General features: G+C 70.1%; 19 protein-coding genes and 1 pseudogene. 8 read left to right on the top strand and 12 right to left on the bottom strand.

Going from position 1 to position 22,195, the window contains the following annotated elements; genetic code table 11:
• Positions 1-39: 39 nt before the first annotated feature.
• Complete coding sequence (locus CBM2586_RS21805; RefSeq protein WP_115664924.1) at positions 40-963, bottom strand: LysR substrate-binding domain-containing protein; 924 nt, start codon at positions 961-963, stop codon at positions 40-42.
• Between the two features lie 142 nt (positions 964-1,105).
• Here CBM2586_RS21805 and CBM2586_RS21800 point away from each other — a divergent pair, with 142 nt between their 5' ends.
• Positions 1,106-2,194, top strand: a complete 1,089-nt coding sequence (locus CBM2586_RS21800) for a tartrate dehydrogenase (RefSeq protein WP_115664926.1) — start codon at positions 1,106-1,108, stop codon at positions 2,192-2,194.
• 205 nt (positions 2,195-2,399) lie between these two features.
• Positions 2,400-3,391 (top strand): annotated as a pseudogene (locus CBM2586_RS21795) (Bug family tripartite tricarboxylate transporter substrate binding protein).
• A gap of 63 nt (positions 3,392-3,454) precedes the next feature.
• Here CBM2586_RS21795 and CBM2586_RS21790 read toward each other — a convergent pair.
• The 7 genes from CBM2586_RS21790 to imuA all read right to left on the bottom strand — a co-directional run bounded on the left by CBM2586_RS21790 (position 3,455) and on the right by imuA (position 12,170).
• Positions 3,455-3,865 (bottom strand): VOC family protein, encoded by a 411-nt coding sequence (locus tag CBM2586_RS21790; RefSeq protein ID WP_115664930.1) that lies wholly within the window; start codon positions 3,863-3,865, stop codon positions 3,455-3,457.
• Between the two features lie 75 nt (positions 3,866-3,940).
• Positions 3,941-4,381: a helix-turn-helix transcriptional regulator gene (locus CBM2586_RS21785; protein ID WP_115664932.1), complete on the bottom strand. Its 441-nt coding sequence runs from the start codon at positions 4,379-4,381 to the stop codon at positions 3,941-3,943.
• Positions 4,382-4,464: 83 nt separating this feature from the next.
• On the bottom strand, positions 4,465-5,118 hold the full coding sequence (locus CBM2586_RS21780) for a hypothetical protein (protein WP_115689740.1): 654 nt from the start codon (positions 5,116-5,118) through the stop codon (positions 4,465-4,467).
• Positions 5,119-5,129: 11 nt separating this feature from the next.
• The gene (locus tag CBM2586_RS21775) at positions 5,130-6,083 is read right to left on the bottom strand and encodes a 5'/3'-nucleotidase SurE (RefSeq protein ID WP_115664936.1); all 954 of its coding nucleotides are present in this window, start codon (positions 6,081-6,083) and stop codon (positions 5,130-5,132) included.
• A gap of 249 nt (positions 6,084-6,332) precedes the next feature.
• Positions 6,333-9,797, bottom strand: coding sequence for an error-prone DNA polymerase (locus CBM2586_RS21770; RefSeq protein ID WP_115689723.1), 3,465 nt, complete (start codon positions 9,795-9,797; stop codon positions 6,333-6,335).
• Positions 9,794-11,356: a Y-family DNA polymerase gene (locus CBM2586_RS21765; RefSeq protein WP_115664939.1), complete on the bottom strand. Its 1,563-nt coding sequence runs from the start codon at positions 11,354-11,356 to the stop codon at positions 9,794-9,796. The genes CBM2586_RS21770 and CBM2586_RS21765 overlap by 4 nt, the downstream gene beginning before the upstream one ends.
• Positions 11,289-12,170, bottom strand: a complete 882-nt coding sequence (gene imuA, locus CBM2586_RS21760) for a translesion DNA synthesis-associated protein ImuA (protein WP_115664941.1) — start codon at positions 12,168-12,170, stop codon at positions 11,289-11,291. The genes CBM2586_RS21765 and imuA overlap by 68 nt, the downstream gene beginning before the upstream one ends.
• 293 nt (positions 12,171-12,463) lie before the next feature.
• On the opposite strand from imuA, the gene CBM2586_RS21755 reads away from it, so the two are divergent.
• From CBM2586_RS21755 to CBM2586_RS21745, 3 genes are all read left to right on the top strand, one after another.
• Positions 12,464-12,751, top strand: a complete 288-nt coding sequence (locus CBM2586_RS21755) for a helix-turn-helix domain-containing protein (protein WP_172583349.1) — start codon at positions 12,464-12,466, stop codon at positions 12,749-12,751.
• A complete protein-coding gene (locus tag CBM2586_RS21750; protein WP_115689720.1) occupies positions 12,748-14,067 on the top strand; it encodes a type II toxin-antitoxin system HipA family toxin in 1,320 nt (439 codons plus the stop codon). Before CBM2586_RS21755 ends, CBM2586_RS21750 begins: the two co-directional genes overlap by 4 nt.
• A gap of 79 nt (positions 14,068-14,146) precedes the next feature.
• Positions 14,147-15,055: a DMT family transporter gene (locus CBM2586_RS21745; RefSeq protein ID WP_115666450.1), complete on the top strand. Its 909-nt coding sequence runs from the start codon at positions 14,147-14,149 to the stop codon at positions 15,053-15,055.
• A gap of 14 nt (positions 15,056-15,069) precedes the next feature.
• On the opposite strand, the gene CBM2586_RS21740 is transcribed toward CBM2586_RS21745, so the two are convergent.
• From CBM2586_RS21740 to CBM2586_RS21725, 4 genes are all read right to left on the bottom strand, one after another.
• Positions 15,070-17,349, bottom strand: coding sequence for a xanthine dehydrogenase family protein molybdopterin-binding subunit (locus tag CBM2586_RS21740; RefSeq protein ID WP_115689718.1), 2,280 nt, complete (start codon positions 17,347-17,349; stop codon positions 15,070-15,072).
• A complete protein-coding gene (locus CBM2586_RS21735; protein ID WP_115664948.1) occupies positions 17,346-18,446 on the bottom strand; it encodes an FAD binding domain-containing protein in 1,101 nt (366 codons plus the stop codon). Before CBM2586_RS21735 ends, CBM2586_RS21740 begins: the two co-directional genes overlap by 4 nt.
• The gene (locus CBM2586_RS21730; protein ID WP_115664950.1) at positions 18,443-18,985 is read right to left on the bottom strand and encodes a (2Fe-2S)-binding protein; all 543 of its coding nucleotides are present in this window, start codon (positions 18,983-18,985) and stop codon (positions 18,443-18,445) included. Before CBM2586_RS21730 ends, CBM2586_RS21735 begins: the two co-directional genes overlap by 4 nt.
• Positions 18,986-19,143: 158 nt before the next feature.
• A complete protein-coding gene (locus CBM2586_RS21725) occupies positions 19,144-20,163 on the bottom strand; it encodes a helix-turn-helix domain-containing protein (protein ID WP_240987991.1) in 1,020 nt (339 codons plus the stop codon).
• Positions 20,164-20,322: 159 nt separating this feature from the next.
• Here CBM2586_RS21725 and CBM2586_RS21720 point away from each other — a divergent pair, with 159 nt between their 5' ends.
• Genes CBM2586_RS21720 through CBM2586_RS21710 form a run of 3 tightly spaced genes read left to right on the top strand, consistent with a single transcriptional unit; the run spans position 20,323 to position 22,191 of the window.
• Positions 20,323-20,667, top strand: coding sequence for a hypothetical protein (locus CBM2586_RS21720; protein ID WP_115664953.1), 345 nt, complete (start codon positions 20,323-20,325; stop codon positions 20,665-20,667).
• A complete protein-coding gene (locus CBM2586_RS21715; protein WP_115664955.1) occupies positions 20,657-21,316 on the top strand; it encodes a Dabb family protein in 660 nt (219 codons plus the stop codon). Before CBM2586_RS21720 ends, CBM2586_RS21715 begins: the two co-directional genes overlap by 11 nt.
• Positions 21,313-22,191, top strand: a complete 879-nt coding sequence (locus tag CBM2586_RS21710) for an SDR family NAD(P)-dependent oxidoreductase (RefSeq protein ID WP_115664957.1) — start codon at positions 21,313-21,315, stop codon at positions 22,189-22,191. Before CBM2586_RS21715 ends, CBM2586_RS21710 begins: the two co-directional genes overlap by 4 nt.
• The last annotated feature ends 4 nt before the right edge of the window (positions 22,192-22,195 follow it).

Here is a 22,195-nt window from a genome sequence, read left to right as displayed (position 1 = left end):
CAGTGCATCCACACCCATGCGCCTGCAAGGCACACCGGCCTACTGGCCAAACGCCGCGAATTTGTCGGCCAGATACTCGACGAACAGCCGGATCCGCGACGACAGCTGATGCCTCTGCTGATAAACGGCATAGATGTTGGCTTCCGGGGTCGCATACTGCGGCAATACCTGCACCAGCCTTCCGCTGCGCAGATAGCGGTCGACATCCCATTCGGCGCGCAGCACGATGCCGTGTCCCTCCAACGCCCAGTTGACGGCGATCTCGCCATCGTTGGTGGTGAGGTTGCCGCGCACGTGGACAGCCTCGGTGCGCGGCCTGGCTCCCTTGACCGCCGTCAGTCGCCACACGCCATAGGCATCGCTGCCCTGGCGGATGCCGATGCAGTTATGGCGCGGCAGGTCCGCCGGTACCTGCGGAGCGCCGTGCTTGCGCAGGTAAGCCGGCGACGCCACCAGCAAGCGGCGATTGGGCGCCAGTTTGCGCGCCACGATGCGGGCGTCCGGTGGCTCGCCGAAGCGCACGCAAACGTCGAAGGCGTCTTCGGTCAGCGCCGGCGGGTCGGCTGACAACTGCAGTTGCACATCTACTTCGGGATACATCCGGCTGTAGTCGGAGATGACCGGCGCCACATGCATGCGCCCGAAACCCAGCGTGGCATTGACGCGAAGCAGGCCGCTGGGCCTGCCCCTGGCGCTGGTCAGCAATTGCTCCAGATCGTCCAGTTCGCCGAGGATGCGACGCGCATGCTCGAGCAAGACCTCGCCCTCCGGGGTCAGGCTCATGCGCCGCGTGGTGCGGATCACCAGCGGCATGCCGATGCGCGCCTCCATCTGGCCAAGCCGCTTGCTGACCGCCGCCGTGGTGATGCCGAGGTCGCGTGCCGCGGCGCTCAGGCTGCCGGCCGCGGCCAGCGCGGCGAAGAAGCCCAGCTCGGCGGGCTGGATCGCACTATTGGCCGCCATGGCTCACCTTCAACCAAAAGTTAAGAATGGTTTAACTTTAGCCCCGATCCAACACCTCGTCCACCCACCAGAATCCGTCCAACGCGCTCGGCAGCGATGCCGCGCACCCAACGGAATTTCCAGACCCGAGAGGAGACGAACGATGAAGACGTACAGGATTGCAACCATTCCCGGTGATGGCATTGGCAAGGAAGTGGTACCCGCCGGCCGCGAGGTGATGGAAGCGCTGGCCGCCCATGGCGCCGGCTTTCGCTTCGAGTTCGAAAACTTCGACTGGGGCGGCGACTACTACCGCCAGCATGGCGTGATGATGCCGGCGGACGGTCTCGATGCGCTGCGTGACAAGGACGCCATCCTGTTCGGCTCCGCCGGCGACAACCGGATCCCCGACCACATCACGCTCTGGGGCCTGCGCCTGAAGATCTGCCAGGGCTTCGACCAGTACGCCAACGTGCGCCCGACCCGCATCCTGCCCGGCATCGATGGCCCGCTCAAGCGCTGCGCGCCGGAAGACCTGAACTGGGTGATCGTGCGGGAGAACTCGGAAGGCGAATACTCCGGCGTCGGCGGCCGCGTGCACCAGGGCCATCCGATCGAGGCCGCCACCGATGTCTCGATGATGACGCGGGTCGGCGTGGAGCGCATCCTGCGCTTCGCCTTCAGGCTGGCCCAGTCGCGTCCGCGCAAGCTGCTGACGGTGATCACCAAGTCCAACGCGCAGCGCCATGCCATGGTCATGTGGGATGAAGTCGCGGTGCAGGTGGCAAGGGACTTTCCCGATGTCACCTGGGACAAGGAACTCGTCGATGCGGCCACCGCGCGCATGGTGAACCGCCCCGCCACGCTCGACACCATCGTCGCCACCAACCTGCACGCCGACATCCTGAGCGATCTGGCCGCCGCGCTGGCCGGCAGCCTCGGCATTGCACCCACCGGCAACATCGACCCGGAGCGCCGCTATCCGTCGATGTTCGAGCCGATCCACGGCTCCGCCTTCGACATCATGGGCAAGGGCCTGGCCAACCCCGTCGGCACGTTCTGGTCGGTGGTCATGCTGCTCGAACACCTGGGCGAGCACGCGGCCGCGCAACGCGTGATGGCGGCAATCGAAGCCGTGACCGCCAATCCGGCGCTACATACCGGCGACCTGGGCGGCAAGGCCGGGACGGTCGACGTGACCAGGGCCGTCTGCGACTTGCTTGCGGCCAGCAGCCAGTCCAAGGCCGCCTGAGGCGCCCGCCCGGCGGGCTTTCTCCCTGCCTTCCCTGCCGCACCTGCGCGCCACGTGGCGGGACTGCTGAAGGTGCCCGGGCACGGTGGCCGGCACCAGCGCGGGCTATTCCGCCCTGCGCGTGGCGCGCGAGCGCCATGCGGTGCCGATTCCCGGCATCACGCACCCTCACGCATGACCGCCACGACAACCACAGGAGACCCCCATGCCCACTTTCACCACCCGGACGATCCGCCGCCTCTGCGGCCTCTCGATCTTCGCCATCTGCCTTGGCGGCGCTGCCGCCGCGATGGCACAGGACTGGCCGGCCAAACCTATCAGCCTGGTAGTGCCGTTCCCGTCTGGCGGCACCACCGACATCCTGGCGCGTGCGCTCGGCGACCAGTTGTCCAGGGCGCTGGGCCAGCCGGTCATTGTCGAGAACCGGCCCGGCGCAGGCGCCACCGTCGGCGCCGATTACGTCGCGAAGGCCAGGCCCGATGGCTATACGCTGCTGATCGGCGCGGTACACCATACCATCGCCACCTCTGTCTACAAGAAGCTGCCCTACAGTTTCCAGAAAGACCTTGCGCCGGTCTCCACGCTGGCGATGGTGCCCAATGTGCTGGTCGTCAACAGTGCCAGGACGCCGGCGCAGAACGTGGCGGAACTGGTCGCGCTGGCCAAGAAGGCTTCACCGGAACTGTCGTACGGCTCGAACGGCAACGGCACCGCCCAACACCTGATCGGCACCCAGTTCCAGGCGAGCGCCGGGGTGACATTGCTCCATGTTCCGTACAAGGGCAGCGGTCCCCTGACCACCGACCTGCTTGGGGGCCAGGTATCGATGTCCTTCGACACACTGACCACGGTGCTGCCTCACATCAAGGGCGGCAAGCTCAAGGCGCTGGCGGTGACCACGGCGAAACGCTCCACCGCGTTGCCCGAGGTACCGACGATGGAGGAGTCCGGACTCAAGGGCTTCGATATCGGCACGTGGTTCGGTGTGCTCGCCCCGCCGCTACGCCAAGGCCGGTGGTCACGAGGCTGAATGCCGAGATCGTCAGGATCGTGAATTCACCCGATTTCCGGCAGCGCATGCTGGCGGCGGGTGCGGAACCCATGTCGAGCACGCCCGAAGCGTTTGCCCGGCGCATCCATGACGAGACCACCAGGTTCGCCGTCCTGGTCAGGGAGGGCAAGGTCACCATCGAATAGCCCGATCGCGGCCAATGGCCTGCGGCACAAGCCCGGGCGCCGGCGTACGGCCGGCGCCCCGGCTTATCCGAGCTGCTGGATCCGTATCATGTTGCCGGCCGGATCGCGCACCGCGAAGTCGCGCACGCCGTACGGCTGGTCGGTCGGCTCCTGGACGATCTCGGCGTCGCGGTCCTGCAGGCGCTGGAAGACGGTGTCCAGGTCTTTGGCGCCGAGCAGCAGCATGGCGAAGGTCCCCTTGGCCATCATCTCGGCGATGGTGCGCTTCTCCTCGTCGGTGACGCCCGGGGTCGCGTCCGGCGGGTACAGGACGATGGAAGTGTCGGGCTTGTCCTTCGGGCCAACGGTGATCCAGCGGTGGCCGCCGAAGGCGACGTCCTTGCGGATGCCGAAGTCCAGGGCGTCCCGGTAGAACGCCAGCGAGGCCTCCGGATCGGAATGAGGCAGGAAGGTCGAGTGAATGGTGAGGTCCATGATCTGTCTCCGTGAGGGTGAGGAAGCGGTGGCCGCGGCCGCCGCGGCGCGGATGCGGCAGCCACGGCAGGCAGTCTAGTCAGGCAACCGCTCCGGCGCTTCTCGATTCCTGATCGGTCGCGTTACCTGCCGGGCGATGCAGGACGGGATACCCTCGGCCTGGCGCGCGCAATCGCGCCGGTAGCTGCTGGGCGAGACGCCCACCAGCTCGGTGAAGCGGGAACTGAATGAACCCAGCGACGCGCACCCGACCTCGAAGCAGACCTCGGTCACACTCAGGTCGCCCCGGCGCAGCAGCGCCATCGCGCGCTCGATGCGCCGGGTCATCAGGTAGGCATAGACCGACTCGCCATAGGCCAGCCGGAACTGCCGGCTGAGATGACCCGCCGACATATGGACGCCGCGTGCGAGCGCCTCGACGTCCAGGGGTTGGGCGTAGTCGCGGTCAATGCGGTCACGGACCCGGCGCAGGCGGGCCAGGTCACGCAGTACGGTGTCGGGGGTCGCGGCGGGCATCGGCGTATCGTGACATGCCTGCCTGGCAGGCTCAACCCCGGCGCCGATGGCAAAGACGCCAGCGCAACACCAGTCGCGGCAGTTCAGTCGCGATACGCCCACAGGTCCACCACGCGGCCACCGTCGTCCGCGATCAGGCGGAATGCGGCCGGCTGGTAGTCGGCATCGATGGCGAGCACCCCGGTGGCGCTGGCGGGCAGCGTGCCGCAGGCCGACGTGGACAGCTTCAGGCCGAGCGTATTCGGCATGGCCTGCGCGGCCAGCGTTCCGGACAACTGGCATGCCGAAGCGCCGGGCGCGATCTTGCCCTCTGCCGTGATGGTGAAGCTGGCGCTGGCGCCGGCGGGCAGCACCGTGGTGTAAGTGCCGGCCACGCTGGCGGGATCGATGCTCGCGACGGGCAGCGCGGCCTGGCTCAGCAGCTTGACGCTGGCGGACGCGTCCGCGCCCGGTGCGGCGACCCAGCTGCCGCCCTGGGCGCGGCGGTAGATGTTGGTGGCCTTGTCTTCGGCATCGGCCAGAGCCAGGTAGCGGCTGCCGTCGGTGCCGGCGTAGTACTTGCCGACGGTCGGGTTGTCGGCATCGCCCACGCTGACGACGTAGGCGCCGGGCTCCAGGTCGGTGACCGACAAGGTCGCGCTGGCGGGCGCTGCGCCGTTGTCGGGCGCGTCGTTGCCGCCGCAGGCGGCCAGCCCCAGCACGGCTGCCAGGGGAAACAGGGAAATCAGGCGTTTCATCGGGACCTGCCTCACTGGCCGAACAGTTCACCCAGGCGCAGGCGCAGCCATTGCTGGCCGGCGGGACGCTGGTCGAAGCCGATCTGCATGGCAGTCACGGCGGTCCTGGTCTTGTACACGACAGACTCGTCCTCGGCCTGCGCGGCGGTCGGCGTGCCGCTGCCGGCGCCAATGCCGAGCCCGTACGGCGCGGTGCCGCTGAACTTCAGCGCATAGGCGTCGAAGCTGCCGTGCCGCGAGAATGCGAACGGCGTGGCCGCCGTCGGCGCGTTCGGGAAGTTGACGTTCAGCGCCAGCCCCGCCGGCAGCAGCGGGCCGCCGTTGGCCTTGGCCTGCAGCGTGCCGAGCAGCTTGATGGTCAGCTGCGCCACCACGCCGGACACCGGGTTCGCCAGGCCGGCATTGTCGACCGAGTCCGTGCCCGCGCTCAGCGCGATCGACGGAATGCCGCGCGAGGCGCCGAACTGCGCATTGCTGACGGTGCCCGAACTGTTGACGATGCGGCCGACGTTCTGGCCTTCGTTGGGACCGGACAGCACCAGGTCGGGGGCCTTGCCCCAGCGTGCCGGCGCCAGCACGTCCAGGCCGTACATGGTCGCCATCACCGGCGTGCCGTGGGCGTAGTGGTAGTCGCCATTGGTGTAGCCCGCCCTGGTGAAGGGCCCGACCGCCGGCTCGCCGGTCCTGGCCGCGCCGTTGTGGCAACCGCCTTCGGCCTCGACCTGGGTCTTGTCGTTGTCCGGCACGATGACCGTGGTGCTGTACATCACGATGCCGGCGCCGCGGCCGCTCTGGCCGGTGCAGGGTACGCTGACGATGACGTTGTGGCCGGCGCCCTTGAGCGCGTCGTACAGCGCCTTCAGGTTGCTGGTGAGGCCGTCGTCGTTGGTCAGCAGGATGTTCAGGGCGAAGGCAGGACTCGCCGTGGCGGCCAGCAAGGCCGCGGCGATCAGGCGGGATTTCATGTCGGTGGTGTATCGAGGTGGTTCAGGAATGCGGGACCGGCTTGCCCCGCCCGGCAGGGAAGTAACTTCGGGCAGCCCGGTGAGGCTGGCGGGCGCACGCGGCCGCGGCGCCGGTGTAGGCAGCGCGGACCGGGCGCAGCGCCCTGTGTATCCGGTGGTGGATGGACGCTACCTTACCCGCGCTGCATGACAGTTGCGTGAACAACAAGGGCAGCGGTTCCGCGTGGACAAAGCCCGCGGGGCGGCGCCTCAATGAAAATCCCGGCTTCCCACCATCAACCGTCCCAGCATCGGGCTCAGGTCCACCAGTTCCTTGGCCACCAGGTGGCGCACGTCGCCCTGGCGTTGCCAGGTGCCGACCACGCCCAGCAGCATGGCCCCCAGCACCTCCTTGCGCTGGCGCTCGACCAGGTCGGGCCACAGGATCAGGTTGATGCTGCCGGTCTCGTCCTCGATGGTGGCGAAGATGGTGCCGCTGGCGGTGGACGGGCGCTGGCGCACGGTGACGATGCCGCAGGCGCGCACGCGGCGGCCGTTGGCGCAGCGTTCGAGCTGGCTGGCGGTGACAAAGCGCATCGCCGCCAGCCTGTGCCGCAGCAGCGCCAGCGGGTGCGACTTGAGCGACAAACCCAGGCTGGCATAGTCCGCGCTGACGTCTTCGCCCAGGCGCGGGGCGGGCAGTGCCAGCGCGGCTTCGGCTGGCGGCGCTTCATACAGCAGGTCACGGTGCGCGGCATGCGCGGCCGCGGCGCGGGCCTGCCAGCGGGCCTGGCGGCGGTTGCCGGCGAGCGGCGCCAGCGCGTCGGCGGCGGCCAGCACGTCGATGTCGTGGCGGTCCAGGCCGGCGCGCAGGGCCAGGTCCTCGACGCTGTCGAAGGCACGCTGCGCGCGCGCGTCCTCGATGCGCAGCGCCGCGGCCTCGCGCATGCCCTTGACCCGGCCCAGCCCCAGGCGCACGCGCGGATGCGGCGGCCGATCCTGGCGGGTACCGGCCGCGTTGGCGACTTCGGACAGCGGCGCCGGCTCCAGCGTGCTGTCCCAGCGGCTGATGGTGACATCCACCGGCAGCACCTCCACATCATGCCGGCGCGCATCCTGGACCAGCTGCGAGGGCGAATAGAAGCCCATCGGCTGGCTGTTCAGCAGCGCGCACAGGAAGGCCGCCGGATGATGGCACTTGAGCCACGAACTCACGTACACCAGCTTGGCGAAGCTGGCCGCATGGCTTTCGGGGAAGCCGTACTCGCCAAATCCCTCGATCTGCTTGCAGATCGCCAGCGCGAAGGATTCCGGGTAGCCCTTGCCGGTCAGCGCGCGCACCAGCGCCTCCTGGTGCTTGCGCAGGTCGCCGCGCCGCCGCCATGCCGCCATCGAGCGGCGCAGCTGGTCCGCCTGCCCCGGCGAGAAACCCGCCGCGTCGATGGCCAGCTGCATCACCTGCTCCTGGAAGATCGGCACGCCCAGCGTGCGGCCCAGCACTTTCTCGATCACCGGGTTGAAGTAGACCGGCGGCTTGCCCGTGCGGCGGAAGGCCTCGCGCCGCTTCAGGTACGGATGGACCATGCCGCCCTGGATCGGGCCGGGCCGCACGATCGCCACTTCCACCACCAGGTCGTAGTACGCGCGCGGCTGCAGCCGCGGCAGCATCGATTGCTGCGCGCGCGACTCGATCTGGAACACGCCGATGGTGTCGGCCTTGCAGATCATGTCGTAGGTCGGCTTGTCTTCCTTCGGGATGTCTTCCATGCGCGCCGGCAGTCCCGCGCGCGCCGGATCGGGGCTGGGGTTGGGAATCATCTCCAGCGCGCGCCGGATCGCCGACAGCATGCCCAGCGCCAGCACGTCGACCTTGAGCAGGCCCAGCGACTCCAGGTCGTCCTTGTCCCACTGGATCACGCTGCGGTCGGCCATGGCCGCGTTCTCGATCGGCACCAGCCGCGACAGCTTGTGCCGCGCGATCACGAAGCCGCCCACGTGCTGCGACAGGTGGCGCGGAAAGCCGCGCAGCTGCGCGGTCAGGCTGGCCCACTGCTGCACCGCCGGGGACTCGGGATCGAGCCCGTAGCGGGCGATCTTGTCGACAAAGCCCGGGCCACCGTCCCACCATGCCTGGCCCTTGACCACCTGCTCGACCACGCTGGCGTCGATACCCAGCGCGCGCCCCACGTCGCGCAGGGCGCTGCGCGAACGGTAGGTGATCAGCGACGCCGCCAGCGCGGCGCGATGGCGGCCGTATTTGTCGTAGATGTACTGGATCACCTCTTCGCGCCGCTGGTGCTCGAAATCCACGTCGATATCGGGCGGCTCGTCGCGCTCGCGCGACAGGAAGCGGCCGAACAGCAGGTTGGCCTGCTCGGGGCTGACCTCGGTCACATACAGGCAGAAGCACACCAGCGAATTGGCGGCCGAGCCGCGCCCCTGGCACAGGATGCCGCGCGAGCGCGCAAAGCGCACGATGTCGTGCACCGTGAGGAAGAACGGCTCGTAGTGCTTTTCCTCGATCAGTTCCAGCTCTTCTTTCAGCTGCGCTTCCCACTCCGGCCGGAGGCCGTTGGGAAAGCGCTCGCGCTTGCCTCGCTCCACCTCCTTGCGCAGGTAGGAGATCGGGGTCTCGCCGGGCGGCACCAGTTCCTCGGGATACTCGTAGCGCAGCGTGCCCAGCGAGAAATCGCAGCTCCCGGCAATCTTCAGCGTCTGCGCCAGCGCCTCGCGCGGATACAGGCGCGACAGCACCTGGCGCATGCGCAGGTGCTGCTCGGCGTTGGGCGCCAGCGCCATGCCGCATTCGGCCAGCGGCTGGCCCAGCCGGATCGCGGTCAGCACGTCGGACAGCGGCTTGCGCGAGCGCACGTGCATGGTGACCGCGCCGGCCGCGGCCAGCGGCACGCCGGTCCGGGCCGAGACCGCTTCCAGGCGCGCGCGGTGCAAGGCATCGGCATGGCCCTGCAGCTGTTCCAGCGCGATCCAGGCACGTTCGCCGAACACCGCGCGGCACCACTCGGCCTGCTCCAGCAGCCGTTCCGGCTCGGCGCAATAGTCGGGCAGCAGCAGTGCCACGCAGCCGGGCATGCCGCGCAGGTGGGCGGTGTCGCCGGCGGGCGCGGCGAGGTCTTCGGGGTGCAGCCGGTAGCTGCCCTTCTGCGCGCGCCGGCGCCCCAGCGTGATCAGCTCGCTCAGGTTGCCGAAGCCCTCGCGGTGCTGCGCGATCAGCACCAGCCGCAGCGGCGCCTGCTCCGCGCCATCGGCGCCGGTCAGGCTGAAGCGGCTGCCGATCAGCAGCGAGAACGCGTCGGCGGCGCGCGCCAGCGCCTGCAGGCGCTGGTGGCGGCTGGAGTGGAAGCCGGGATCGTCATCGCCGCTGCCGAAGGCATCGCCGTCGTCGAGCAGCGGTTCATCGACGCCGTCATCGACACCATCATCGACGCCCTCAGCGCCCCGTGCCGCGCTGCGCGCCACCGCGTCGTGCAGGCGCTTGCGCAGGGTCTCGATGGCATCGTGCGCGCGCGCGGTGCCGGCCACCGAGCATTCATCGGTCAGCGCCAGCCCGCTGTAGCCCAGGCCGAAGGCGCGCTCGATCAGCTCGCCGGGGTGCGAGGCGCCGCTCAGGAAGGTGAAGTTGGAGATGCAGTGCAGCTCCACGTAATCCGGCAGCGCCGGCAGCAAACCCGGCAAGGACGAAGGCAGCGAGGGTGGCAACGAAGGCGGCGCGCTCATGCGAACAACCCATGCAGGAACCAGCGGTACTCCCCGCCCTCGTCCGGCGCGGCATGGCCCGGACGCTCGCGGAAGATCCAGCAGCGCAGGCCGTCGGCGCGCTCGGCGATAAAGTAGTCGCGCGTGGCCAGCGCCCCGTCCCACCAGCCGGCCTCGATGCGCTCGGGCCGGCTCAGCAGCGCCAGCGGGCCGCCGTGGCAGGGCCGGTGGCGCTGCACCGGCAGCGGCAGCGGTTGCGGCAGCAGCCACAGCGGGCGCTCGGGCGGCGGCTGCGGCAGGCTGGCGGGCTTGCCGCCGGGCTCGTCGACCGGGCCCCAGCGGTTGGCGCGCTCGGGCCGGTGGTCGGCCAGCGGCCGCGGCTGCAGCACGTTGTCGCGGCCCAGCCGCGCCATCAGCGTGTCGAGCAGGCGGCCCAGGTCTTCCGGCGTGCCGCCGGGCTCGGGGAACAGCGCCTCGCTGTGCGGCACGCATGCGGCCATGGCCTCGACCCGCAGCGCCAGGCCGGTCACCGGGGCATGGAAGCTGAGCTGGTCGAGTTTTTCGCGCAGCAGCCGCGACAGGTGCGCGGGATCGCGGCTGGGCTGGGCCAGGCCCAGTGGCACCGGCGTGCCGTCGGTCGCCGCGCCGCGCCGGTAGCGCTCATGCTCCAGCACCAGCACGCAGCGCGTCACGCCGGCCTGCTGCACCGCCAGCCAGCCCGCCAGCGCCAGCAGCAGCCGCTGCGCGCCGGCCAGCACGGCTTCGGCGGATTCGATCCGGCCCGGCAGGTCCATGCGCTGCGCAAACGCGGGCGGCGCCACAAACCAGACAAAGCGCGCCGGCGCCTCGCCATAGGCCTGGTCCAGCCGCGCCAGCAGCGCCGGGCCCAGCCGGCGCGTCAGGCCCGCGCGCGGCAGGCGCCGCACCTCGCCCAGCGTGCGGCAGCCGATGCCGTCCAGCCAGGCCGGATCGGCCAGCGTGTGCAGCGCCTCCACCGGCAGGCGGTCCAGCAGCCGGTGCAGGCGCGCCATGCCAACCGCGCGGCGGCCGGGCCGCCCCACGCCGCGCCGCGTGCGCCGCAGCGGCTGGCGCGCCAGCCATGCGGCGCCATGCGCGGTAGGCCCGCAACCCACCTGGGCAATGGTGCCCAGCTGGCGCACGCAGGCACGCACCGCGCGGCACAGCGCGCGGTGGCCGCCAAACAGGCGCAGGCTGGCGGTGACATCCAGCATCACGGTGGCCGACTCCGGTTCCTCGTCGACGGTCACGGCCGGCGTGAAATGCAGCAGGGCCAGGGCCACGGCCTCCATCAGCGCAGCTTCCGCCGCCGGGTCGCGCTCCAGTTGCACGATATCCGCCGACAGCGCCTGCACGCCGCCGCGGCGCATGCCATAGCGCACGCCCAGCTGCATCGCCGGGCCGTTGGCCAGCACCACCTGCTCGCGCGCCATCACCGCCACCGGCAGCGCATGGTGCAGGGTGGCGGTGGACAAGCTTGCGGCGGGCGCCAGCTCAGGCCAGTTGGGCTGCAGGGCGTCCAGGGGCAGGCGCGGCAGGTGCACCGCGATCCAGTACGGCATCGGAAGAAAGCTGAGAAGGCTGGGCCAGCGGTTCGGGCCAGGCGGCCGCGCGCGTGGCCGCCGCCATGCCGTCCAGGCGCAGCAGCAGCGGCGTGTCCCGCACCGGCCCGCGGCGCTTGTGGAAGGTGATCGACAGCATGTTGCCGGGCAGCGGCGCCAGCAGCAGCCGCAGCACCGCGGGCGACGACTCGCGCAGCGCCGCGGCCGGGCGCAGCGCCCAGGCCACCGCGTCGCCGGCCTGCGCCAGCACCTGCAGCCGCCGCAGCGCCTCGGGACGCGCCGCGGGCAGCCACACCAGCACGCCGCCAAAGGCCTGGCTGCGCAGCACCTGTTCGGCCGCCCACAGCATGTCGGCCTGCTGCGCGGCCCGGGCCGCTTCGGCGGGAGCACGCACCCAGTAGCACTGCCGCGCCGGCAGCCCGGCCGCGGCCAGCCCCATCGCATTGGGCAGGTAAGGCGGCGCCACCAGCGCGATGCGCCGCCCCGCCCCGGCCAGCGTGCGCAGGGCCGGCAGCAGCAGGCGCATTTCCCCCGCGCCGCCCTGCGTGGTCAGCAGTTCGGTCAGGCCGCCGGCCGGCCAGCCGCCGCCGGGCAGTTCCGCCGACAGCGCGTCATACCCGGTGGGGCACACTGCGGCCCCGCCGGCGCGGCCCAGCTGGCCGGCCCGCCATAGCCCGGGATAACGCTGCTCGAGCGCCGACAGCGCCTGCTGGCGCTCGGCCGCGGCAGGCCAGGCAGGCTCGGGTACCGCCGGCGCAGGGGAAAGCAGACCCTCCGCCGCCCTTGGCGGGGCTGCGTGCAATGGCGCAGTCATGTGAGGTTGGCGTCGCTCGCGATAACGGCGAGGATTTAGGATATTTACGATAACTGTATATTTATACAGTATCGATGACAAGGCAAGTGCTAACGGCAGGGGGTGACTGCAGAGCCACGGCGCAGGTGTCTCGATGACGCGCCGGCGCACTCGCACCTTGTCCACGGGAGTTACCATGGACTATCATTCCATAGAATGATTTTCTCAGGTAAAAGCTTCTATTGCATGAGAGCAATGAACCCGGCCAAAGCACGTATCATTCTATAGAATGAATTTTTCAGAAAATTAATTCTATGTCATTAATCTCCCAATGCCGCGAATTGCGCGAGGCGCGCGGCAAGAGCCTCGGCGACCTCGGCCGGATCCTCGGCATGGCGGCGCAAAACCTGTCGGCCATCCTGCTCGGCAAGAAGGACAGCCGCGCTTCCACCCTGGAAGCGCTGGCAGCCGCGCTGGACGCGCAGTGGGTCCTGGTACCCAACGAGCGGCTTGCCGAAGTCCGCCAGGTGCTGGAAGGCAAGGGCAGCGGTCCCGACCGCAGCGCCCGCGCCGCACTCGATATCTTCCTGGGCCAGGAATGAACTACGCCCTGCACCCTCGTTTCCTGGAGGTCCGGCTCTATGACCGGCTGTGCGGCTACCTGTGCGAGGCCGGCGGCAATGTCCGCTTCGTGCCCGCCGACGAATTCCGCGGCGACACCGACCGCCCTACGCTGAGCCTGTCGATCACCGTGCCCACCGAAGCCGGCCGCCGGGCCACCGCCGAAGTGCTGGACAACCCTTTCCATCCTGCGGTCTACAGCACCGGCCATGAACTGCCGCCCTACTTTGCCGGGCTGCTGCCCGAAGGCGAACTGCGCAAGCGCCTGGAGGCCACGCGCAGCCACCCGGAAGACAAGGACGACTTCGGCATCCTGGCCTCGGCCGGCAATGACCTGCCGGGAGCGGTGGTGGTGCGGCCGGCCGACATCGGCGCCCTGCCCGCCTACGCGCGCGCCTATGGCGTGACCGGCGGCGCCGACAATCTCGAGATCGCCGTGGTCGAGGGCGCCACGCAAGGGGCCGCGTCGGTGTCCGGCGTGCAGAACAAGCTGGCGCTGTCGACGGTGCAGGACGGCAAGCGCTACACCTTGCCCGGCCACGGCAAGCTGTCGGACATCATCGCCAAGCTGCCGGCCAGGAACGACGACGCGCAGGTGTTCAACGAATCGGTCTCGATGCAGCTGGCGGCCGCCGCCGGCGTGCATGTCGCGCCCACGCGGGTGCTGCCGGTATCGACCATCGCCGTCGAAGGGCTGGCCGAGGCCCTGGGCGAGCACCTGCACTACCTTGCGGTCGACCGTTTCGACCGCACCCCGGCCGGGCGCGTGCATGCCGAGGACGGCTGCCAGATGCTGGGCCGGATGCCGGCCAGGAAGTACGCCAGCATCGACGGCTACGTGCAGCTGGTTGCCACGCTGTACCGCCTGAGCCCGAGCGGGGTCGAGCATGTGCGGCAGTTCTTCCTGCGCCAGGCGGTCAATACGCTGATCGGCAACAGCGACGCGCACCTGAAGAACTTTTCGGTGATCTACCCCAACGGCGTGCTGCCGGTGCTGTCGCCGGCGTACGACATCGTCTGCGTGGCCGCGCTGCCCGGCTTTGCCACGTACGGCCAGAACGTCGCCATCGACCGGCTGCAGCGCGAGGAAACCCTGCTCACGTACGAGGCCATCGCCGAGAAAGCCGGCGTGCCGCGCCGCATCGCCACCGCCGCGGTCAAGGAAGCGGTGGCGCTGGCGCATGCGCGCTGGCCGCGGCTGCTGGACGAGCTCGACGCAGCGCCTGCGATCCGCGAGGTCGTCAGCGGGCGCCTTGCGACGCTGCCGCTGGCGCGAGCCGGGCGCCCGGGCCGGTGAGTGCCAGCGCCAGAGCGGCGCCGAAGCCACCGCCATCGCCATCGCGGATAATGCGCCTTCCACCCATCGACCTCGCGCCATGTCCGCCAGCAGCCCCAGCATCCGACGCCCCGACTGGACCACCCTGTTCCTGCTGACCTTCCCCCCGCTGAGCTGGGCCGGCAACGCCATCGTGGGGCGGCTTGCCGCCGGCACGGTGCCGCCGGTCACGCTCAACTGGGTGCGCTGGGTGCTGGCCGGCATGCTGCTGGCACCGTTTGCCTGGCGCGGCGTGATCGAGCATCGCGCGCTGCTGCGCCGGCACGCGGGCGTGATCACCGCCATGGGCATCCTGTCGATCGCCAGCTATAACGCGCTGCAGTACCTGGCGCTGACCAGCTCGACGCCGATCAACGTGACGCTGATCGGCGCGTCCACGCCGCTGTTTCTGATCGTGATCGGCGCGCTGTGCTTCGGCGAACGGGTGCGGCCCTGGCATGTCGCCGGCGCGCTGCTGTGCATGGTCGGCGTGACCTTCGTGCTGGTGCGCGGCGAACTGGCGCGGCTGGCGCAGCTGGACCTGGTTCCCGGCGACCTTTTCATGCTGGCGGCCACCATCGCCTGGAGCGCCTACACCTGGCTGCTGCGCAAGCAGCGTCCCGCGCTGCCCCTGCACGTGCTGCTGTTCGCGCAGATCGTCACCGGCGTGCTGGCCAGCGCGCCGGTGACGGCGTGGGAACTATTGACGCTGGCGCAACCGCTGCAATGGAGCGGCAAGGTCGCGGGCATCCTGCTCTATGTCGCGACCATCCCGTCGCTGCTGGCCTACTTTGCCTGGGACCGCGCCATCGCGCGCGCGGGCGCGCAGCTGCCGGTGTTCTTCATCACGCTGACGCCGGTGTTTGCCGCGCTGCTGTCGACGGTGCTGCTGGGCGACTGGCCGCGCTGGTACCACGGCGTCGGGCTGGCCGCGATCGCGGCCGGGATCTGGCTGGCGCAGCGGCGCTGACGCCGGCCGCCCCCTTAGCGGGCCATGACCTTGTCCGGCGTCATCGGCGTGCTGCGCAGCCGCCTGCCGGTGGCGTGATAGATCGCATTGCCGATCGCGGCGGCAACGCCCACCAGCCCGATCTCGCCCACGCCCTTGGCGCCCAGGCTGCTGACCACGCGGTCATCCTCGTCGACGAAGATCACGTCCAGGTCCTGGATATCGGCATGCGAGGCGATGTGGTACTCGGCAAGATTGCGGTTCATGAAGCGGCCGAGCGCATGGTCGCTGTGCGTTTCCTCGTGCAGCGCCTGGCCGATGCCCCACACCATGCCGCCAAGGATCTGGCTGCGCGCGGTCCTGGGGTTGATGATGCGGCCCGCCGCCACCGCGCTGACCACGCGCGTCACGCGCACGGTGCCCAGTGCCTCGTCGACGCGCACCTCGCAGAACACGGCGGAGTGCGCGGCGCGCGTGTATTGCTTCTGCCTGAACAGGTTGGGCAATTGCAGTAACGATGCCTCGATCTGCTCGCGCCGGGCCGCTGCCAGGATGCCGGCCAGCGGCAACGACACACCGGGGCTGGCGCGCAGGCTGACCTGGCCGTGCCCGAACACCAGGTCCTCGTAGCGGGCGCGCTCGAAGCCGGAACCCTGCATGCGCCGCGCCATGTGCCACAGCATCCGGCGCAGCTTGTCGCACACGCCGTCGACCGCGCTGCCGACCGTGGCCACGTGCGCCGAGCCGCCTTCGACGGGCGCCACCGGCAGCTCCGAATCGCCCAGCACGAACGTCACCTGCTCCAGCGGCAGCCCCAGCGCCGCGGCGGCGATCTGGCTCATCACCGTCAGCGTGCCGGTGCCGATATCGCTGGCAGCGCTGGCTACCTCGAGCCGGCCGTCGGCGCGGAACACCGCGCGGGCGCGGCTGAACATCTGCAGCGCATCCCAGGTGCCGCTGGCCATGCCCCAGCCGACCAGCTCGTGGCCATCGCGCATCGAACGCGGCTGCGGCGGCCGCCCGGTCCAGCCGAACCGTTGCGCGCCCTGCGCGTAGCATTGCCGCAGCGCCTTGCTCGAGAACGGCAGGCCGCTGGCGCCGTCGCGCTCGGCGTAGTTCTTGAGCCGCAGCGCGAGCGGGTCCATCCCCACCGCATAGGACAATTCATCCATCGCCACCTCGATCGCATGCACGCCGTGCGCGGCGCCCGGCGCGCGCATGTCGGCCGGAGTGGGCTGGTCGAGGTCGACCAGCTGGTAGTCCTGCCGGCTGGTCTCGGACGCATAGAGCTGCGTCGACCAGTTGACCACCACTTCGACGTAGTGTTCCATGCGCGAGGTCTCGGCCACGGCTTCATGGATCAGGCTCACCAGCCTGCCATCGGCGTCGGCACCCAGCCGCACGCGTTGCCAGGTTTCGGGCCGGTGGCAGAACGTGAACATCTGCGGCCGCGTCAGCACCACCCGCACCGAGCGCTCCAGCGCCAGCGCGGCCATCACCGCCAGGATCAGCTGGTACTGCGGCCGCAGCCCCGAGCCGAACGCGCCGCCCACGTATTGGTTGCGCACCGTGACCTTGCGCCTGGGCAGCCCGAACACCCGCGACACCATCCAGCGCGAGTTCTGCGAGCCCTGGGTCTTGTCGTAGATGGTGAGGTGGCCGTCGCCGCCGCGGATCACCGTGGTGGCGTGCATCTCCATCGGGTTGTGGTGCTCGACGCCGCTGTAGAACTCGGCGTCGACCTGGCAGGGCGCGCGCGCGAAGGCGGCGTCGGCGTCGCCGCGCGCCCTGGGCGGACCGGAATAGCCCACCTTGAAGGGCTTCGGCTTGCCGGCACGGTCCAGGTGGTCGAGCAGGCTGGTCTGGTGCGGCCATGCCTCGTAGCGCGCGCGCACCAGCGTGGCGGCATGGCGCGCGGCCTCGAAGGTTTCGGCCACCACCAGCGCGACCGGCTGGCCGCTATACCAGATGCGCGCATCGTGCAGCGGCTTGAACGGCGACCCCGCGGGCGCGACCATGTCCTTGTAGAACAGGTCGAGCGAACGCACGCGCGGGCGGCGCTCATGGGTCAGCACCTCGAGCACGCCCGGCACCGCCAGCGCCGCGCTGCAATCGATCGACACGATGCGTCCGCGCGCAATGGTGCTGTTCACCACCACGCCGTGCGCGAGGTCGAAGGCCGGATGCTCGGCGGCATAGCGCGCCGTGCCGGTGACCTTGGCCACCCCGTCGAGGCGCGGGACCGGCGTGCCGATGCCGACCGGGCCCGTGCCGGGCCGTGCGCGCGGCGCGCATTGGGGAATCGGGTCGTTCATGGCAGCTCCTCTTCGCTGAAGGCGTCTTCGCCGGTATTGCTGAGCACGCCGGCGACGGCCATTTCCAGCGCGCGCACGATCGCACGCTCGGCCAGCCCGATCTTGAAGCTGTTGCCGGGCAGGCTCTCGGGCACTGCCGGCCCGCCCCAGGCGCGCGCATCGCGCAGCAGGAAGCGGGCCACGGAGGCAAAGTTCACGGCGCTGGCGGGCCGGCCCCGCAGCTGCGCCTCGGCCTCGGGATCGCGCCACGGCTTGTGGGCGACGCCGCCCAGCGCCAGCCGCGCGGCGCGCACGGTGCCATCGTCGGCGAGATCCAGCGCGGCAGCCACCGACACCAGTGCGAACGCAAACGACGCGCGCTCGCGCAGCTTCAGGTAACAGGCATGGCGCGCGAACTCGGCGGCCGGCGGCAGCACGATGTGGGTCACCAGCTCATCCGGGCGCAGCGTGGTGTCGAGGTGCGGGCGGTCCTCTGGCAGTCGATGGAATTCATGAAACGGAATCTCGCGGCGACCGCTGGCCGATGCCACGTGCACCACCGCGCCCAGCGCCGCCAGTGCCACGCACATGTCGGATGGATGGGTGGCGACGCAATGCTCGCTCGCGCCCAGGATGGCATGCTGGCGCGCCAGCCCGGTCGCCGCCGGGCAGCCGCTGCCGGGCTCGCGCTTGTTGCAGGGCACGCCCGGATCGTAGAAGTAATAGCAGCGCGTGCGCTGCAGCAGGTTGCCGCCGTTGGTCGCCATATTGCGGATCTGCGCCGAGGCTCCGGCCAGGATCGCCGCGCGCAGCAGCGGATACTGCCCGCGCACCAGCGGATGCTGCGCGGTATCGGCGTTGCTGGCCAGCGCACCGAGCCTGAGCCCGCCTTCCGCGGTGGCCTCGATCATCCGCAGCGGCAGTTGCCTGACATCGACCAGCACGGCCGGATGCATCATGCCGCCCTTCACCAGGTCGATCAGGTTGGTTCCGGAGGCCAGGAAGTGCGGCGCGTGGTCGTCGCCAAGGCTCTGCGCGCCGGCGTCGCGCTGCGCCGCGGCGATCGACTGCAGCGCCGCTTCCACCGTGGCCGCGCGCTCATACCGGAACGGGTTCATGATGGCTCCTGGTCACGCTCCGTGAGCCCGGCCACTTCGGCAATCGCCTCGACGATCTGCGCATACGCGCCGCAGCGGCACAGGTTGCCGCTCATGCGCTCGCGGATCTCCTGCCGGCTCGCCGGCGGATGCTCGTTCATCAGGCCCACGGCGGAGCACAGCTGGCCCGGCGTGCAATAGCCGCACTGGAACGCGTCGTGGTCGATAAAGGCCTGCTGCAACGGATGCAGTGCGCCCGTGCCGCGGTCGGCCAGCCCCTCCACGGTGGTGATGTCGGCGCCGTCATAGGACACGGCCAGGCACAGGCAGGACTTGATGCGCCTGCCGCCGACCAGCACCGTGCAGGCGCCGCATTGGCCGTGGTCGCAGCCCTTCTTGGTGCCGGTGAGTTGCAGTTGCTCGCGCAGCAGGTCCAGCAGGATCACCCAGGGGGCCAGCAGCAGCTCGTGGGTGATGCCGTTGATGTGCAGCGTGGTGGGGATCTGTTGCAGTGCGCCGGCCGGGGATGCCGGGGGCGCAAGCGGGTCTTCCAGTGCCATGGGCGCCTCCGCTGGTTCATGTTCCTTGGGGGAATGGAACCGAGGCTGCAAGCGTCATGCCATCGGCATCGCCGGCTTCACCACATGGCAGCCGGCGCGCGGCGCGTGCCGCCGCGCCGGCCGGCTTTGCACATATTGCCGCCGGCGCCTTGCATGAATTACCGCAGTGCGGCCGGATGACCCTGGCTTGCGCGCCTGAAGCGCGTCGGCGCATGCCCGGTCCAGCGCTGGAAAGCGCGGCGGAAGGCCGCCTCGCTGGCAAAGCCGAGCTGCTCGGCGAGCCTGGCGATGCTCCAGCGCGTGGTCCGCAAGCATTGCTCGGCGTAGTCCTGCAGGCTGTGCTCGCGCAATTGGCGGTAGCTGCTGCCGTCCGCGGCGAGCCGGCGGCGCAGCGTCGGTTCGCTGACATCGAAGCGGAGCGCCAGTTCGGCCAGCGTCGGCAGGCGGGCGCCGTGCACCAGCGCCGCGTGCAGCGTGCCGCGCACTTGCTGGCTCAGCGACACCACCTCGACCGGCGCGCCGACCAGCCGGTAAGGCAGGTCCTTCACGAAGGCCTCGAGTTCCGTAGCCTGCCGCACCACCGGCCGGTCGAGCAAGGCCTGGTCGAACTCGAAGCCGTAGGCCGGGTTGCCGGACGTCACCGGCGCATGGAACAGGCCGAGGAACGGCAAGGCGTCCTCGCGCCGCGGATGCGCCAGGCTGACACGGGTCGGGCGTATCGGCTGGCCCACCAGCCAGCCGAACAGCAGCAGATAAAAGAAGAGTCCCGTCAGGTCCACCAGGCAGGCCGCCGACGATTTCACCCGCCGCAGCGAATCCATCTGAAAGACCGCCTGGCCCGCACGCTGCTCCAGGGCGAGCGCGCCGGCGCGCGGATATAGCATCGCGCAGAAATCGGCCGCGCAGTGGATCGCTTCGCGCAGCGTCTGGCAACTCAGCACGCAGCGGCACAGCAAATCCACTTCCTGCTTGCACATGGGCGCATGGCCGTCGCCCCTGGCGACCAGCGCCTCGAGCCGCTCGATCGCGGCGCGATAGAGGGCGGTGAACTGTGCCGGCCGCGGCGGTTCGGCGCCGGCGGCCGGGACCTCGACGCCGTGCCGTTTCAGCTCGTCCAGCAAGCACTGCACCATGCCGTGCGGAACAGGGACGGGACTCCCCGGGATGTGGGCGTTCATGGGCGCTGGTGGTGATTGCTTCGGTAGCGGTGATTGATCGTCCGGGTAGGGGTGCGTGGCCAGCCAGGCTTCCATAATCATCCCGGCGGCCATGGAGGTTGCCATGCGCGCAGCGCCATGCCTATACGGGACAACCCATGAGAGTGACGCCACACAGCCATGATCCACGTGCTCGATGAAATCGTGCTCGCGCCCGGCCACCTGTCCGCGGTGCTTGACCTGCTGGAATCCCGCTACCTGCCCGGCAGCGCCGCCAGGGGCCTGACGCTGCTGCAGCGCTGGGTTTCGCCACCCGTGGCGCTGCAAGATGCGCCCAATACGTTGTGGCTGCTATGGCAAGTGCCGGATGCGCCAGCCTATTACGCCATGCGCGCCGGCATTGACGGTCCCGCCCTCGCCTTCTGGTCGACGCTGGGTACGCTGTGCCAATCCCGCCGCCGCCATGTGATGGCCGCAGCGACAAGGCTGCTGCCGCAGCCGCAGGAGGCTTGCGATGCGCCTTGAGACTGCGCAACTGCGCTTGCACACCGGCATTTGCGAGGGGATGCCAGACCTCGAGCCAGTACTGCTCGACCGCGCCAAAAGGTTGCCGGGCCTGCACCGGGTGGCGCTCGGCCGCAACCTGCCGGGAAGCTGGGGCGCCGGCGACTACACGCTCGACCTGCAATTCAAGCCCGCCCCGCCGGGCGCGCCGGCCGATGCCTCCGGCCTGGCCGCGGCACTGGACGACATCGCAACGGTCGATCACGTCGCCTATCGCGCGATCGCGGGCGGCACGCGTGCCGACCAACTGCATGACGGCGTCTGGCGCACGCTGATGTTCCGGGTCCGCCCGGAAGCGCCGCCCTGGCAGATGCACGCGCTGGAGCAGGACCTGCTGCGGATGCCCGCTTACATGCCCGGCATCCGCAACTGGCGGCTGGCCCGCGTGCTGTCGCCGGGCCCATGGACCCATGTCTGGCAGCAGGAATTCGCCGGCGCGGACGACCTGCTGGGCGAATACCTGATGCACCCGTTCCATTGGGGACGGGTCGACCGCTGGTTCGACCCGGAGTTTCCGGAATGGACGGTCGAGGCGATCTCCCATGCCTTCTGCCCGCTCGCGACCAGCCTGATTGACGGCCACAACCATAAGGAGGAAACCACACCATGACCGCACACGGAAAACTGGCAGGAAAGATCGCACTGGTGACCGGCGCCAGCCGCGGCATCGGGCGCGCCATCGCGCAGCGCTTCGCGGCGGAAGGCGCGCTGGTGGTGGCAAGCGCACGGCGCGCCGGCGATTGCGGCGAAGATCCTGGTACGCTGGCCGAGACCGTGGCGCTGATCAGGCGGCAAGGCGGCCGCGCCATGGCGCTGGCGGCGGATCTCGACGATGCCGCGCAGCGCGACCGGCTTGTGCCGCGGGCCGCCGAGGCCGCGGGCGGGCTGGATATCCTGGTCAACAATGCCGGCCTGGCCGAATACAGCCCGATCGACGCGATGCCGCTGGACACCTTCGACCGGACCGTGGACCACTACCTGCGCATCCCGTTCGTGCTGAGCCGCTCCGCGATCCCGCTGCTGCGCGCACGCGGCGCGGGCTGGATCCTGAACCTGGGCTCGGTCACGGCGCTGTCGCCGGCGCGTCCGTACCAGGACTTTGACCGCGCCGGCGGCGTCACCGCCTACGCTGCCGTCAAGGCGGCCATCAACCGGTTCACCGAAGGCCTGGCCGCGGAACTGGAGGCAGACGGTATCGCCGTCAACTCCGTGGCGCCAAGCACCGCGATCCTCACGCCGGGCAGCGAGCGCTATATCCCGGAGGGCTATCCCACCGAGCCCGTGGAATACCTGGTGGAAACCGCGCTGGCGCTATGCAGCGTGCCGGCACGACGGCACACCGGCCAGATCGCGCATAGCCTGCACTTCCCGCTTGCGCACGGACTGCAGGTCCGCACGCTCGACGGCAAAGGCGTGCTGCCGCCGCCCGTGATCCCGGCCTGGTCGCATCCGGCGCTGGGCCAGCCCGAACCGTCGGCGAGGTAAGACT

This window comes from Cupriavidus taiwanensis, assembly GCF_900250115.1.
GTDB classification, from domain to species: domain Bacteria; phylum Pseudomonadota; class Gammaproteobacteria; order Burkholderiales; family Burkholderiaceae; genus Cupriavidus; species Cupriavidus taiwanensis_B.
This window is presented reverse-complemented; position numbering and strand designations above follow the sequence as displayed.